The organism is Paraburkholderia sp. SIMBA_054, from assembly GCF_046534875.1.
Classification (GTDB): domain Bacteria; phylum Pseudomonadota; class Gammaproteobacteria; order Burkholderiales; family Burkholderiaceae; genus Paraburkholderia; species Paraburkholderia hospita.
In genome coordinates this window covers 74098-89880 of the sequence record NZ_JAWRXV010000036.1, presented here as the reverse complement: position 1 = coordinate 89880, position 15783 = coordinate 74098, and the positions used below count along the sequence as shown (strand labels likewise).

The window sequence follows — 15783 nt, the reverse complement described above, 5'->3', positions numbered from 1 at the left end:
CCGCTTCAGAGCTGCACGCCGCGTGTGAGCGCGCCATCGACCACAAAGTTGGTGCCGCTGACGAAGCTCGCCGCCGGGCTCGCGATGAAAGCGACAGCATTCGCAATCTCCTGCGGTCTCGCCATCCGCCCGGTCGGATTCAACGCGAGCGCGCGCTCGAATAGCGCTGCATCGTTATGCTCGATCCAGTCCCACACCCCGCCTTCGAAATAGACGTTGCCGGGCGATACCGTGTTCGCGCGAATGCCTTTGGACGCGAGCTGATTCGCGAGCCCCTGCATGTAGTGAACGAGTGCTGCCTTGAACACGCCGTAAGGGCCGGCGGCGAAATCGATCTCGCGTCCCGACACGCTCGATATCGCGACGATCGACGCCGCCTTGCTCGCTTCGAGCCATGGCATGGCCGCGTCGACGAGATTGACGGTGCCGAGCAGGTCGGTCTCGAACTCCTTGCGCCACGATTCGATATCGTTGCCGATGGCGAGCGCGCTCACGTTGGCCACCACGATATCCAGCCCGCCCCAGTCCTTCGCGACATGCTCGACCCACGCCTTTAGCGCGCTACCGTCCGAGACATCCACGGCCGCGCCCGAAGCACGTGCGCCGCCCAGTTCCGCGAGCGCGCCCGCAGTCGCCGTCGCGGCTGCCTCGTCGCGCGAACAGATTGCCACGTCGGCGCCTTCCTGCGCGAGCGTGCGCGCAATGGCAAGACCGATGCCCTTGGTCCCGCCCGTCACGATTGCCTTCAGTCCCTTCAGTTGCAAGTCCATGCTGGTTGCCCCTTTTTGAACCTACGGTTGAATTCAGTCTTCGCCGCGCCCATCCTCGGGCATCATGCCGCGCTTGATCTGCAGCACCTCGCCCGCCTGGATCACCGAGTGACAGATGTCGTCGATCGACACACGTTTCTCCATCGCCTGGGCGCGCAGCATGTCGTACGCTTCGTTCTCGCTGACGCTATGCATCGTCATGAGAATGCCCTTTGCTTCCTGCAGATGCCGGCTGTCGAGCAGCTTCTGCTCTAGCCTGGCGATACGTTGCAAGTGCTGCCGCGAGCGCCTCGCGTGATAGAGCGCCATGACCACGGTCGACAGCAGGCCCGACGCGCGGATCGGCGTCGTGACGATGCCGTCCGATCCCATCTTGATGGCCTGATCGATAAAGGTCGGATTCTCATACGCGACCACGCAGATGACGGGCGGCGCATCCGGCCCGCACCACTCGTCCTTCGGCGCGCGCTCCTCGGGCAGCAGCGCACGGAACACCAGATCCGTCCTGTCGGGCAGCGTCTCCAGCGGCGGCCAGCATCGCTCGACCTGAAAACCCATGCGCCTGAGGTGATTCGTGAGCGTCTGGCCGTCGTCATCGTCGGGATGGAACACGACCACGCGCGGATGGCGCTCCAGAATCGAACTGGTGAGGCTGCGTTGGTCTCTGCCCATGCGCGCGCTCACGTCAGTAGTCCCGTGTGCTCAACTTCGTGACCCAGTCCCCGAGCGTCTGGCGCGTCATGTACGGGTCGGGGCCGACGGCGAACTTCGATTCGCGCAGCACGGTGAACTGGCCGTCCGCATTCGCGCGGCCGATACGCGGATACAGCGCCATGTGATGATTGACGGGATCGATGCGCACCCTGCCTTGCGGCGCCGCGAATTCGGAGCCGAGCAGATGCGGCATGATCTTGCCGATTTCGTCCGAACCGGCGCGCGTGCAGGCTTCGGCGAACATATGCATCTGATAGTAAGCGGCTTCCCAGTTCATGTCGGTCGGCGTATCGACACCGAAGCGCGCCTGGTGTTGCCGTACGGCGCGATGATTCTCGGCGGTATCGACGCTCTGAAAATACGGCGCCGCCGTGAAATGTCCCGCGGCGATGCCGCGTTCCATCGCATGAATTTCGGTCTCGGACGTGTTGAGGCTGCCGATCGGCATCTGCGCGGGATCGAAACCCGCGTGCGCGTAGGCCTCGTAGAGATACGGCACGGTCGCACCGATCACCGTGCAGAAGATCCAGTCGGGCGACTTGCGCGCGATATCCGCGACGACCTGCGCGAACTGCTCGCGGTCCGCTTCGAGGGGTAGATAGCGCTCGCCGAGTATGGCGCCTTCGGGATGCTGAAGCAGCAGCTCCTGCATGGTCCGGTTGCATTCGTACGGATAGACGTAGCGCGACCCGACGAAGTAGACGCGCGCACCGAACGTCTGGGTCATGAAATCGGCGAGTTGCACGCCATTCTGATTCGGCGACGCACCGCTGTAGATGATGTTGTCCGAGTATTCGAAGCCCTCGTACTGCTGCGAATAGATCAGAAGCCGGTTGTGCTTCTCGACGACGGGCAGCATCGCCTTGCGGCTCGTGGACGTGTATCCGCCGAAGATCACGTTGACGCCGTCCTGCACGATCAGGCGCTCGGCAAGTTCGCGAAACACGGCGGGGTCCGAGCCCGGATCGTAGTGGATCGCTACGAGTTCGCGTCCTTCGATGCCGCCGCGCGCGTTGATCTCGTCCATCGCGAGGCACGCGCCACGCCATTGCGACTGCTCCAGAAGCGCCGTCGAGCCGCTCGTGGAGCAAAGCAGACCAACTCTGATGGGATCGGACAATGCCATTTCGTGACATGCTCTCCATATGATTGCGTGCGGGACCATGCCCGCACGGCAGATCGTTTTACTTGAGGTAGTGCTTGGCGACCATCGCGCCGACCGTATATTTTGGATCGACAAAATTGCCGAGCCGCACTTTGCCGACCTGGCTCAGCATCATATACGCGTCCCATTTGTCGAAGCCGTACTCCGCGGCCATCCACAGCACGAGTTCGCGATACGCAATACGTGTCGCGTCTTCGAGCGGCCGTGCGCTGCCGATGCTCATCAGCGCGTCCTCGTTTTCGAGCCGGGGCCAGTCGATCTTCCATTTTTTGATGAGATCGACCCGTACCGTGGTCGTGCTCTGATACTCGACGGCTGTGCCGCATACTTCGCCATCGCCCTGACAAGCGTGCGCGTCGCCGATAAAGAGCCGCCCGCCGGGAGAGCGCACGGGCAGATAGGTGATGCTGCCCGGCCCCATGTCGGGAACGTCCATATTACCGCCGTGCGAATCGGGCGTGAGCGAATTGATCGAATCGAGCTCGGGCGACAGGCTCAGCGTGCCGATATGCGGCTTGTACGGCAGCGTGTTGCGCTTGCTCCAGTACACGTTCTCCTCGTCGATCTTGATCTTGCGCACCACCTCCGGCAGAGGCTCGTTGAGCAGCGCCGTGTAGTCGGTGCCCGTCAGTCCGCCGAAGTTTGGGATCATGCAGCAAAAGCCGTGCGGGTCGTCGCCGCGCGGCGTCATCTTTTCGATGTACACCGCGACCACATCGCCCTTTTCCGCGCCCTCGATCATGATGGGACCGTTCTGCGGATTGAGGAACGGCACCTTCAGTACCTCCGAGGGCTTATCCGTTTCGTTCTTGATCTTGCCTTCGAACGCGTCGCGCGTGTCCACCACCACGCGATCGCCGGGCTTCACGTGCAGCACGGGCTCCGAATACGGCCCAATGGTGTAGTGGAAAGTCTTCTGCAGTTCCTCGGTCAAATGATGTTCCACCGGTTCGCGATCGGCGCCGACGCCGCGCTTCATCATGATCGATTCTTCTAGCCATTTCATGTTCTGCTCTCCGTCACAGTGCCAGATACTGGCGTATCAGTTGCTCATCCCCGAGTTGCGCCGGGCTCAACGTGTCCACGATGCGGCCTTTGTCCATCACGCAGCAACGCGTCGCGATGCGCTCGACCATGCCCATATCCTGCTCGACCAGCACCACGCCGATGCCCGTCTCACGCGCGATCGTCAGCAGCGTCTCGCCGATCAGATCGACAATGGAAGGCTGGATGCCTTCCGATGGCTCGTCGAGCAGCAGCACCTGCGGCGAACTGACGAGCGCCCGTGCGATGGCGAGCTGCTGCTGTTCCCCGCCGCTCATCGTGCCCGCCTTCTGCCGATAGCGTGTCTTGAGAACAGGGAAATAGCCGACCACTTTCTCCCGCATCAGCGCCGCCTTGTCGCGGTTCGCCTGCGCGCCGACCTGAAGGTTCTCCGCGACGGTCAGCGCGCCGAAGATCTCGCGACCCTGCGGCACGTAGCCGATGCCTTTGCGTGCGCGCACATAGGGCTTTTCATGACCGATGGGCGCACCGTCCAGAACAATGTGACCCGCATCGAGCTTGACGAGACCGATGAGCGTGCGCATCAGCGTGGTCTTGCCGACGCCATTGCGTCCGATCAGCGCCAGCACTTCGCCGCGCCCGATGCCGAACGACACGCCATTAAGCACGCGCCCGCCGCCATAGCCCGCTGCCACGTCCGCGACTTCGAGAAGCGCGCTCATGATTTTTTCCCCAGATACACCTCCGCGACATCGTCGCGCGCGAGGATCTCTTCGAGCGGGCCATCGGCGAGCAGTCTTCCGCCGTGCAGCACCGTCACGCGCGTCGCGATCTGTTTGACGAAGGTCATGTCGTGCTCGACCACCATCATCGTCAGGCCGGATGCGGAAAGCCGTTTGATGAGTTCACCCGTTGCATGTGTTTCCTCGATCGACATGCCCGCGACGGGCTCGTCGAGAAACAGCAGCTTCGGCCGCAGCGACACGGCCATCGCGATTTCGAGCCACTGCTTCTTGCCATGCGACAGATTGCGCGCAAGCACATGCTCTTCCTGTTCCAGCAAGAAGCGCTGCAAGAGTTCGTCGATCCGTCCAGGCCGGTCGTCCTTCGCGCGATGCAGCGAGAGTTGCAGATGCTGCCGCACGCTTAGATCCGGAAAGACGCCGGGTATCTGAAACTTGATGCTCATCCCCATGCGGATGCGCTCATGCGGCAGCACGTGGCTCATGTCCTGCCCGAGAAAATGCACGCTGCCTTCCGAAGGCCGATGCTCGCCCGTGATGAGCTTGAAGAACGTGCTCTTACCTGCGCCGTTCGGTCCGATCACGCAGCGAATCTCGCCCGCGTCGATCTGAAAGTCGATACCGTTGATCACCTGCACGCCGCCGAAGTGCTTCTTGAGCGCGCGTGTTTCGAGCAGCACGGTCACGATTTGCCCTCCTCTTGCTTGAGCGGTTCGTCGAAACACGGACGGTTGCGACCGCTACCAACGCCGCGCTCACGCTCGAAGCGCCGCAACTGCCTTGCCACGAACGGCAGCAAGCCTTCGGGCGCAGCCAGCACGACCACGAGCAGGATCGCGCCCATCAGGATCAGCGCGTACTGGCTGCCATACACCGCGAGATTCTGCGAAAGCCACACGAGCAATGCGGTGCCGACGATCGCGCCGCCGATGCTCTTCCTGCCTGAAGTGGCGACCCAGATCACGGGCATCGCCGCGGCCGTGAGACCCATCGTCGACGGCGTGATGTACGAGCCCCAGATCGTGTACAGCGCACCCGACACTCCGCCCAGTGTGCCGCCGAGCACGAAGACCAGCAACTGATGAAGGCGGATATCGACGCCCAGCATTTCCGCACGCTGCGGATTCTCGCGGATCGCGATCAGCGTGAGACCGAAGGGGCCGTCGAGCAGCTTGCGCATGAACGCGTAGACGGCGATCAGCAGGATCAGCACCAGGTAGTAGAAGCTCGTGTTCTCCAGCGTGAGCGGGCCGCCCGGCCACGGTATCGTCAGCGGTGGCATGCCGCCCATGCCGTTGTAGCCGTTCAGGCGTGCCTCGCCGATCGCCCATTGCGGCCCCGCCGTCTGTGCCATGAAGGTTTCGAGCACGAGCGTCACAGATAACGTCACGATGCCGATGAACACACCCTTGATGCGCCCGAAGAAAATCATGTAGCCGATCAATGCCGCCACGACGACGCTCACCACAATGCCCGCGCCGAGGCCGAGCCACGAATCGAACCACGTGTCGCCGAAGTTCAGCGTGAAGATGCCGTAGCTATAGCCAGCCAGGCCGAAGAACGCGGTCTGCCCGAACGACAGGATGCCGCCATAGCCCCACATCGCGGCGAGCCCGACCGCGCTGAATGCCCACAGTAAACAGTAGGCGAGATTGCCGCTCGTGTTCGCGTCCACGACGAGCGGCAGACACAGCGCCACAATCCAAGGCAGGTAGCGCAGCGCGCGCGGTGCCGGGCCTGACGAAGCCAGTTGCGATTGCTTCACCGATTGCTTCACGTCTCCTCCCGGCGCAAGCGCATGAACAGATTGCCGAGCCCTTGCGGCATCAACCGGATTACAACGATGACCGTCACGAGCAGGCCGATCTGCCCGAACAGCTGGCCGTAGGACGCGGTGAGCGCCGTCTGGATGATCGCCAGCACGCCCGCCGCCGGCGTCGTTCCAGCAATCACATTCGCGCCCCCGACGACCACTGACACGAACGCCTGCACGATGAAGTTGCTGCCCATCGTCGGCACTGCCGTCATGGTCGGCGCATAGAGTGCGCCCGTGAGTCCGGCGAGACCCGCGCCAAGCGCGAACGTCAGCGTGTAGAGACGATCCGTCCGCAAACCAAGGCATTGCGCAATGTTGGCATTCTGAATCGTCGCGCGCGCACAGACGCCGTAGTTGGTCTTGAAGAACAGTAGATAAAGCGCGAACAGAATGCAAAGCGCGATCAACGGCAGCACCGCGCGATACGTCGAGAACGAATACTCACCGAGCGAGAACGCGCCGAACGGCGTGCCGATACCTTCGAGCGACGGACCGGCGACGAGCAGCATGGTCTGCTGCACGATCAGGCTGATGGCCCACGTCGCCACGACGGAATCGAACAGGCGGTCATAAAGATGACGAATCACGAGCCGCTCGATCACGACGCCCGCAATGGCTGCCGCCAGCGCGCCGAGCAGCATCGCAAGCGGCAGCGGTACGCCATGCTTGGCCGTGATGATGGTGACATACGCACCGCACATGATGAACTCGCCATGCGCGAGATTGATGACGCCCATCATGCCGAAGATCACCGCAAGCCCGAGCGCGGCCAGCACCAGATACGCAAAGCTGTCGCCGAACTGATAGATCAGCGAATAGAGCACCGACAAGGTGGCCATGATTGCTCCACTTTCAGAGAACGGGCGCGCCCTTCGAACCATCCGCGCGCGCCCGTTCGGGTCACGACTTCTTCGGCAGATTCGACGGCGTGTACTGACGATGATCCGGCTTGTTCGGCAGATCGCATCCCACCTTGCCGAGCCAGTACGGCTGCACGTCGTCCCAGACCTTCGGGATATCGACGGAATGGTCGTCCTTCACATGCACGAGAAAGATCGTATGGCTCGCGTGATGGCTCTTCGGGTCGATGCAGACCTTGCCCTGTGCGCCTTCCGTGCAGATGCCGCCGCTCTCCAACGCCTTGCGCACGGCATCCTGATTGGTGGACTTCGCCTTTTCGGCGGCCGCCTTGTAGAGGTAGATGGCGTCGTAGGCGTTGGCAGCTTCCTGATTGATGTACGGCTCATTCGGGAACTTCGCGTGGAAACGCTTCTTGAAGTCGTTGCTGGCGGGCGTGTCGACTTCCTCGACGTAGTTCGCGGTCACGTACATGTCCTTCAATGCAGGCGGTTTGAAGCGCTTGTGCTCATACGCCTGACCGACGTTCACCGAACTCGCCATTGGCAGATTCAAATGTGCCGAGGCCTGCTGCTCGTAGTACGACGCCTGATTCGCGCCGACCAGCAAGGTCACGACAAAATCGGGCTTGGCCTTCTGGATGTTCTGGATCGTCTGACCGAATTGCGATACCGACAGCGGGATGAATTCCTCGCCCACCATCGTGCCGCCGTTCTCCTTCACGATGTTGCGCACCCATTCGGCGGAAATCTGCCCGAAGTTGTAGTCGGCGGCGATCGTGTACACCTTCTTGCCGAACTTCTGCATCATCCACGGAATCAGCGTCGAGAACTGCTGCTCCGGCACGGCGCCCGTCACGAAGGTATTGGTGTCGCACACACCGCCCTCGTATTGGTTGTCGTACCAGTAGAGTTGATGCGCGCGATCCATGATGGGACGAATCGCTTCACGCGAAGCGCTGGAGAACGCGCCGAAGATCACGTCCGGCTTGTCGGTCTGAACCAGGCGCCGCGCGAGTTCCTGGAACTTGGTGTTATCCGATTGCGTGTCGTACGCGATGAGCTGGATCGGGCGGCCCAGGATGCCGCCCTTCGCGTTGATTTCGTCGACGGCAAGCTGCGTGGCGTGAATCTTCGGGATGGTCGCGAGCGCGAAGTTGCCCGACGCGTCTTCGAGCAGGCCGATTTTCACGGGTTCGGCGGCATCCGTGACATTCGCGACAAGCGAAGTGACTGCAAGTCCTGCAATGAAGGCCAGACGCATCCAGCCGGACGGCTTAAGCAACATGCGGATTCTCCAGAAATGGGCTCGAACTCCCCAAAATGCGAACAAAAAAAAGCCCCCTGACGAACACACGGTTCGTCAGGGGGCTTCTGTGCCGGATCCTCGGGCGGACATCTTTGTCGGGCCGCGAGGAATGGATGCAGTCTAAAGCGCCGAATTTTCTGTTGTCAACGCTGATCAAAAATCCTTCTGCCGTCCGCGCGCTCGTTGAACCCGGCTTTACAAGCGCTCGATCAGCCGCGCGTCGCCATGCTCGCAGTACGCGTGACATGCGGTGCGTGCAGCGTTCGCCGCGCCGTGCACGAACAACGGCGCGTCCGAGCGGCGCGACATCGACACCACGATCGAAGGCGGCGACGGTTGCAAAGGCAACTCAACCACTTCGCCGCGCGCGATCAGCTCGTCGACAAAAAGGCGCGGAATGGCTGCGACGCCAAAGCCGTCGCGCACCAGCTGCACGATCACCGAGATCGATGGCGAACCCGTGATGCGGGTGTCGGCGAGCGGCACGCCATTCGCGAGCGCAAGCTTGCTGACGATGTCTTCGAGCGCGCGATGCGGCGCGGTTCCGCGACCGAACGTCAGGATGGGATGCCGCAACACGCGCTTTGCGAGCCCGCTGCGAGACAACGGCAACAGACCCGCGCGCGCGATCCAGTGAACGGGGTAATTGGCGAGCGCGTCGCACACGACCGATTCCTCATCGCTGCCCTCCACGCGAATGATCAGATCGAGTTCTCCCGCCATCAGGCGGCGCTGCAGCACCACGCTCACGTCCACCGCGAGATCCACCTCGAGTTGTGGATAGTCGGTGGCGAGCATGCGCATGTAGTCGGCGAGCCAGCTGTGCACGACCGTTTCGATCACGCCCAGCCGCAGCTTGCCGCGCATCGCGCCTTCATTGGAAGCGGCCGCCTGCAGCTGGCGCGTCGCTTCGACCACGGCTTTCGCGTAGCCAAGCAGGTAGTCGCCGTTCGGCGTCAGGCGGAATTCGCGGCTGTCGCGATCGACCAGCACGGTCTGCAATTCATCTTCGAGCGCCTTCAGACGCTGGGAAATCGCAGCGGGCGTGGCATGCAGCGCCGTTGCCGTCGTGCGAAAGCTGCGCAACTTCGCGAGCGTGACGAATGTTTCGAGAAAGCGAGTGTTCATGGCGCGAAGCGCTTCAAAAAAAGCGACGTGACTCGGGAAAACCCGCGGATTCGTTAAGAAATTCTATTCGTGGACAGCAAAGAAAACTAGTTGGCGTCAAATTTTCTTCTTTTCTATGCTTTGCCTGACGGTACGCAATTCGAGATGTGATGCGCGCCGCCAACCGAAAACATTCAGAAGCCCGCCCGACCATGACTCCATCCGAATTCCGCCAGGCCGTTCGTCACGGCGACTTCCGCGGCCCGACAGCCGGACATTGCGGCGAGTACGCGCAGGCCAATCTCGCGATACTGTCCGCCGCGCACGCGCATGATTTCCTGCGCTTCTGCCATGCAAATCCGAAACCGTGCCCGCTGCTGGGCGTCGGCGAACCGGGCGACTTCCGCGTGCCTGTGCTTGGCCGCGACATCGACATCCGCACCGACGTCCCCGCCTACAACGTCTATCGCGACGGCACACTGAGCGAGGGCGTCGACTCGATCGAAGCGCTCTGGCAGGACGATTTCGTCGTGTTCGCGATTGGCTGCTCGTTTTCGTTCGAGCACATGCTCGCGCTCGAAGGCATTGGGCTGCGCCACGTCGAAGAGGGACGCAACGTGCCGATGTACCGCACGCATATTCCCAACCGGCGCGCGGGCGTGTTCGGCGGCGAACTCGTGGTGTCGATGCGCCCGATGCGCGGCGCCGACGCGATTCGCGCCGTGCAGATCACGAGCCGCTTTCCTGGCGTGCACGGCGCACCCGTCCATATCGGCGACCCTGCGGAGCTTGGCATCGCCGATCTCGCGCGTCCCGACTTCGGCGACGCGGTGACGATCCGTGCGGGTGAACTGCCCGTCTACTGGGCGTGCGGCGTGACCCCGCAGACCGCGTTGATGGCGGCAAAGCTGCCTCTCGCAATCGCCCATGCACCTGGCCACATGCTGATGACGGATATCACGAACGCGTCGCTAGCCGTGTTCTGACAAACGCGGCGCGTTGCGCCGCATCGCTGGGCATCCCATTCGTTGAACGAGATCTGGCCGCGCCGACCAGAGGGGCTGGCTCATTCCTTTGAATCATTTTCAGGCGTGCGGACGGCGCCGCACGTGCCCCCAGCGTCCCACACGCGTCGATCGACAGGAGCAACAGATGGACAGCAAGACACTCACGGCAATCGCTGACGAGCCCAGCGAAGCGGCCGGCGCCAGCCGGCTTTCATGGTATGCAGAAGCTGGTCCGCGCGCACGTCGTGCGTTCTGGAGCTGCAAGGTCGGCTACATGCTCGACGGCATGGACACGCAGATGCTCTCGTTCGTGATCCCGACGCTCGTCGCGACGTGGGGCATCACGCTCGCGGATGCGGGATTCATCGGCACGCTGACGCTGCTTTCGTCGGCGTTGGGAGGCTGGATCGCGGGCATCTTGTCGGACCGCATCGGCCGCGTGCGCACGTTGCAGCTCACCGTGCTGTGGTTCGCCGTCTTCACCGGTCTATGCGGACTCGCGCAGAACTATGGCCAGTTGCTCGCCGCGCGCGCACTGATGGGTTTCGGCTTCGGCGGCGAATGGACTGCGGGTGCCGTGCTGATCGGCGAGGTGATTCGCGCACGCGACCGCGGCAAGGCCGTGGGCCTCGTGCAGTCCGGCTGGGCGCTCGGCTGGGGGTTGGCCGCCCTGCTCTACGCCGTGCTCTTTTCGACGATGGCGCCGGAAATCGCGTGGCGCGCGCTGTTCCTGATCGGTCTTGTGCCCGCCGCTCTCGTGCTGGTGATCCGCCGCTATGTGAAGGAACCCGAAGTGTTCGAGCAGGCGAAGGCGATCCGGCGCGACACCAACGACACACCGCGCTTCACTGAGATCTTCGCGCCGAAGCTGCTGTCCACGACGCTGCGCGCCGCGCTGCTCACGACGGGCGCGCAAGGCGGCTATTACGCGATCACCACGTGGCTGCCCACGTTCCTCAAGACGGAACGCCATCTCACGGTGATGGGCACGGGCGGCTATCTGGCGATGATCATCGTTGGCTCGTATATCGGCTACCTGTCGAGCGCGTGGCTGACGGACCGCATTGGCCGCAAGCCCAATTTCATTCTGTTCGCCGTCGGCTCGATGGCCATCGCGTTCGCCTACACGTCGCTGCCGCTCACGAACACGTCGATGCTCTGGCTCGGCTTTCCGCTTGGCTTCTTCGCCTCCGGCATCTTCTCGGGCATGGGCGCGTTTCTCACTGAACTCTTCCCCACCCGCGTGCGCGGTTCGGGACAGGGCTTCTGCTACAACGTCGGCCGCGCGATCGGCGCGCTGTTTCCCGTGCTGATTGGCTCGCTGTCGAAAGAGTTCGGCCTTGGCACCAGCATCGGCATTTTTGCGGTGGCCGCCTACGGCGTGCTGATTATCGCCGCCCTCACATTGCCCGAAACACGCGGACGCGAACTCGAATCCGCATGAACCCGGCACGCCCGATTGCGTGCTCATTCGATCACCCGTCTCCGCATTCCGCCCTTATCTTTCATCGCCCCATGAACCAAGATCACGTACCCGAAGCATGCACGCCGTCCCGCTGGCAATTCTGGATCGACCGCGGCGGCACCTTCACCGATATCGTTGCGCGTCGGCCGGATGGCTCGCTGACCACACACAAGCTGCTTTCCGAAAACCCCGAGCACTACCGCGACGCAGCCGTTGCGGGCATCCGTCATCTGCTCGGTTTGCGCGCCGGCGAAGCGATCACGCCACGCGATGTCGAGATGGTCAAGATGGGGACGACCGTCGCAACCAATGCCTTGCTCGAACGCAAGGGCGAACCCGTCGCGCTCGTGACCACGCGCGGCTTTCGCGACGTGCTGCGGATCGCGTACCAGAACCGTCCGCGCCTGTTCGACCTCGACATCGCGCTGCCCGAAGCACTCTATCAGCGCGTGATCGAAATCGACGAACGTGTGAGCGCACAAGGCGACCTTGTCGTACCGCTCGATCTTCCTGCCACGGAAGCAGCCTTGCGCGAGGTCTTCGATGCAGGCATCCGCGCGCTCGCCATCGTCCTCGTTCACGGCTATCGGCACACCACGCATGAGCGCGAAGTCGCGGCACTGGCGCGGCGCATCGGCTTTACGCAGGTCTCGGTTTCGCATGAGGTATCGCCGCTGATGAAGATGGTGTCGCGCGGTGACACGACAGTCGTCGACGCCTATCTGTCGCCTATCCTGCGCCGTTACGTCGATCAGGTGGCGAGCGAAATGCCGGGCGTGAATCTGCAGTTCATGCAGAGCAGCGGCGGCCTCACGCGTGCAGACCTGTTCCAGGGCAAGGACGCGATTCTGTCCGGCCCGGCAGGCGGCATCGTCGGCATGGTGCGCGCGGCGCAGGCGGCGGGCTTCGAGCACGTCATCGGCTTCGATATGGGCGGCACGTCCACTGACGTGTCGCACTTCAACGGCGAGTTCGAGCGCGTGTTCGAAACACAGGTGGCGGGCGTACGCATGCGTGCGCCGATGATGAGCATTCACACAGTAGCGGCAGGCGGCGGCTCGATACTCGGCTTCGACGGCGCGCGTCTGCGTGTCGGTCCCGCTTCGGCGGGCGCGAATCCCGGACCGGCCGCTTACCGGCGCGGCGGCCCGCTGACGGTGACAGACTGCAACGTCATGCTCGGCAAGATTCAGCCCGACTATTTCCCGCGTGTGTTCGGCCCGCACGCCAATGAGCCGCTCGACCGCGAAGCGGTCGCCACACGCTTTCGCGCACTCGCCGACGAAATCTGCACAGCGACGGGCCAACGCCGCACGCCGGAAGAGATCGCAGAAGGCTATCTGGAGATTGCGATCGGCAGCATGGCGAACGCGATCAAGAAAATTTCGGTGCAGCGTGGCCACGACGTGTCGCAATACGTGCTCACGACGTTCGGCGGCGCAGGCGGCCAGCATGCGTGCGGCGTGGCCGACGCGCTCGGCATGACGAGCGTGTTCGCGCATCCTCTGGCGGGCGTGCTGTCGGCGTTCGGCATGGGTCTCGCCGATCAGACAGCGATGCGCGAGCGCGCGCTCGAAATCGTGCTCGACGACACGGCGCTTCCATCCGTCGACGCGGCACTCGATACGCTCGCCGATGAAGCAACCGGCGTGCTGCTCGATCAAGGCGTCGACGCCGCGCGCATTTCGACGGTGCGGCGCGTGCACCTGCGCTATCAGGGCACCGATTCGGCGCTCGCAGTCAACGCAGGCAGCGTGCAGTCGATGCGCGAGGCGTTCGAAGCCGCCTATCGTCAGCGCTACGCGTTCCTCATGGCGGATACGCCGCTTGTAGTGGAACTCGCGTCCGTTGAAGCAATCGGTCATTCGGATGCCCAGCCGGTGACAGGCAGCATCGCCGTTCGCCCTGCCGGCGACGCGCCCACGGCTGCCGCGATGGTTCGCCTGTATTCGGGCGGCCGCTGGCACGACGCGTCGCTCTATTCGCGCGACACGCTGATGGCGGGCGACAAGCTCGACGGCCCGGCCATCATCGCGGAGAAGAACGGCACGACCGTGGTCGAACCTGGCTGGCAGGCGGCGCTTACGGGCGACGGCAACATCGTGATGACGCGCGTGCTCGCGCTGCCGACGCGCCGCTCGATCGGCACGCAAGCCGACCCGGTGCGGCTCGAAATCTTCAACAACCTGTTCATGTCGGTGGCCGAGCAGATGGGGCTTCGCCTGCAGAACACGGCCTACTCGGTCAACATCAAGGAACGGCTCGACTTCTCGTGCGCGATCTTCGACGCGGCCGGCAACCTGATTGCGAACGCGCCGCACATGCCCGTGCATTTGGGCTCAATGGGCGAAAGCATCCGAACCGTCATCGAACGCAATCGCGGCACGATGCGCGACGGCGATGTGTTCATGCTCAACGATCCGTATCACGGCGGCACGCATCTTCCCGATGTGACAGTCATCACGCCCGTGTTCGCTGACGGCAGCGAGGCGCCGCTCTTCTATGTTGGTTCGCGTGGTCATCACGCGGATATCGGCGGTATTACACCAGGCTCGATGCCGGCCGCTTCGACGCATATCGAAGAAGAAGGCGTGCTGATCGACAACTGGCAGCTCGTTTCAGCCGGTGTGTTGCGCGATACCGAAACGCGCGCGCTGCTGGCGTCCGGCCGCTATCCCGCGCGCAACATCGTGCAAAACATGGCCGACCTGCGCGCGCAGGTCGCTGCCAACCAGAAAGGCGTGGACGAACTGCGCCGCATGGTCGCGCAATTCGGTCGCGACGTGGTGCTCGCTTTCATGCAGCACGTGCAGGACAACGCGGAAGAAGCGGTGCGTCGCGTGATCGGCGCGCTCAAGGACGGCGCATATCGGTATGCGCTCGATAACGGCGCGGTGATCGACGTTAAGATCCATGTCGATACTTCCACGCGCAGCGCAACGGTCGATTTCACGGGCACGTCCGCGCAACTGCCGAACAACTTCAACGCACCGAAGGCAGTCTGCATGGCGGCCGTGCTCTACGTGTTCCGCACGCTGGTGGGCGACGATATTCCGCTCAACGCCGGTTGCCTGAAGCCGCTTTCCGTGATCGTCCCGGAGGGTTCGATGCTCAATCCCGTCTATCCCGCTGCCGTCGTGTCGGGCAACGTCGAGACTTCATCTGCGATCACGAACGCGCTGTATGGCGCACTCGGTGTCGTGGCGTCGAGCCAGGGCACGATGAACAACTTCACGTTCGGCGATGCGCGCTACCAGTACTACGAGACGATCGCGGGCGGCAGTGGCGCGGGAGACGGTTTCAATGGCGTCGACGCCGTGCAGACGCATATGACCAACTCGCGCCTGACCGATCCTGAAGTGCTCGAATGGCGTTATCCCGTGCGGCTCGAATCGCATCTGATCCGCACCGGGTCGGGCGGTGCGGGACACTGGAGAGGCGGCAATGGCGCGATCCGGCGCATCCGTTTTCTCGCGCCGATGACGGCCTCGATTCTGTCGAACAACCGCATTCACGCGCCATTCGGCGCGGCGGGCGGAGGTGCGGGAAGACAAGGCAGCAATCGCGTCGAACGAGCGGATGGCGAGATCGTCGCGCTGGGCCATATCGCCAGTGTCGAGATGGCTGCGGGTGATGTGTTTGTTGTCGAGACGCCTGGCGGCGGTGGTTTCGGGCAGACTTGACGCGGGTTGCGGCGAGCCGTTGCGCAGCGCGGCTCGCGGTACGTTCTGAAGAGAAAGAGGGGCGCATGACCTTCAGCGCCCCTTCGCGGAAGATCGACGCATTGATATGTAGCGTCGATCTTCGAACATGCCTGTGCAGCAC

General features: G+C 63.1%; 13 protein-coding genes. 3 read left to right on the top strand and 10 right to left on the bottom strand.

The features are described 5' to 3' along the window. Positions 1-5: 5 nt before the first annotated feature. The 10 genes from SB822_RS34790 to SB822_RS34745 all read right to left on the bottom strand — a co-directional run bounded on the left by SB822_RS34790 (position 6) and on the right by SB822_RS34745 (position 9507). Positions 6-770, bottom strand: a complete 765-nt coding sequence (locus tag SB822_RS34790; protein WP_410856721.1) for an SDR family NAD(P)-dependent oxidoreductase — start codon at positions 768-770, stop codon at positions 6-8. A gap of 33 nt (positions 771-803) precedes the next feature. Next, a complete protein-coding gene (locus tag SB822_RS34785) occupies positions 804-1454 on the bottom strand; it encodes an ANTAR domain-containing response regulator (protein WP_179142860.1) in 651 nt (216 codons plus the stop codon). A 1-nt stretch (position 1455) separates the two neighbouring features. Continuing rightward, entirely contained in the window at positions 1456-2610 is a 1155-nt protein-coding gene (locus SB822_RS34780) for a transporter substrate-binding domain-containing protein (RefSeq protein WP_007577470.1), read from the bottom strand. Positions 2611-2668: 58 nt separating this feature from the next. Then, positions 2669-3655 carry an acetamidase/formamidase family protein gene (locus SB822_RS34775; RefSeq protein ID WP_079494165.1) on the bottom strand — a complete coding sequence of 329 codons (987 nt, stop codon included), beginning with the start codon at positions 3653-3655 and terminating at the stop codon, positions 2669-2671. A 13-nt stretch (positions 3656-3668) separates the two neighbouring features. Next, the gene (locus tag SB822_RS34770) at positions 3669-4376 is read right to left on the bottom strand and encodes an ABC transporter ATP-binding protein (RefSeq protein WP_007577473.1); all 708 of its coding nucleotides are present in this window, start codon (positions 4374-4376) and stop codon (positions 3669-3671) included. After that, a complete protein-coding gene (locus SB822_RS34765; RefSeq protein ID WP_007577474.1) occupies positions 4373-5083 on the bottom strand; it encodes an ABC transporter ATP-binding protein in 711 nt (236 codons plus the stop codon). Before SB822_RS34765 ends, SB822_RS34770 begins: the two co-directional genes overlap by 4 nt. Beyond that, positions 5080-6174 carry an ABC transporter permease subunit gene (locus SB822_RS34760; RefSeq protein ID WP_410856720.1) on the bottom strand — a complete coding sequence of 365 codons (1095 nt, stop codon included), beginning with the start codon at positions 6172-6174 and terminating at the stop codon, positions 5080-5082. The genes SB822_RS34765 and SB822_RS34760 overlap by 4 nt, the downstream gene beginning before the upstream one ends. Beyond that, entirely contained in the window at positions 6171-7052 is an 882-nt protein-coding gene (locus tag SB822_RS34755; protein ID WP_007740410.1) for an ABC transporter permease subunit, read from the bottom strand. Before SB822_RS34755 ends, SB822_RS34760 begins: the two co-directional genes overlap by 4 nt. Positions 7053-7113: 61 nt before the next feature. Beyond that, positions 7114-8358, bottom strand: coding sequence for an urea ABC transporter substrate-binding protein (locus SB822_RS34750; protein WP_007740409.1), 1245 nt, complete (start codon positions 8356-8358; stop codon positions 7114-7116). A gap of 216 nt (positions 8359-8574) precedes the next feature. Then, the gene (locus SB822_RS34745; RefSeq protein WP_007577479.1) at positions 8575-9507 is read right to left on the bottom strand and encodes a LysR family transcriptional regulator; all 933 of its coding nucleotides are present in this window, start codon (positions 9505-9507) and stop codon (positions 8575-8577) included. A gap of 149 nt (positions 9508-9656) precedes the next feature. Here SB822_RS34745 and SB822_RS34740 point away from each other — a divergent pair, with 149 nt between their 5' ends. The 3 genes from SB822_RS34740 (at position 9657) to SB822_RS34730 (ending at position 15641) form a co-directional block, all read left to right on the top strand. Further along, complete coding sequence (locus tag SB822_RS34740; protein ID WP_410856719.1) at positions 9657-10472, top strand: putative hydro-lyase; 816 nt, start codon at positions 9657-9659, stop codon at positions 10470-10472. A 166-nt stretch (positions 10473-10638) separates the two neighbouring features. Beyond that, the gene (locus SB822_RS34735) at positions 10639-11937 is read left to right on the top strand and encodes an MFS transporter (protein WP_079494180.1); all 1299 of its coding nucleotides are present in this window, start codon (positions 10639-10641) and stop codon (positions 11935-11937) included. Between the two features lie 71 nt (positions 11938-12008). Beyond that, entirely contained in the window at positions 12009-15641 is a 3633-nt protein-coding gene (locus tag SB822_RS34730; RefSeq protein WP_410856718.1) for a hydantoinase B/oxoprolinase family protein, read from the top strand. The last annotated feature ends 142 nt before the right edge of the window (positions 15642-15783 follow it).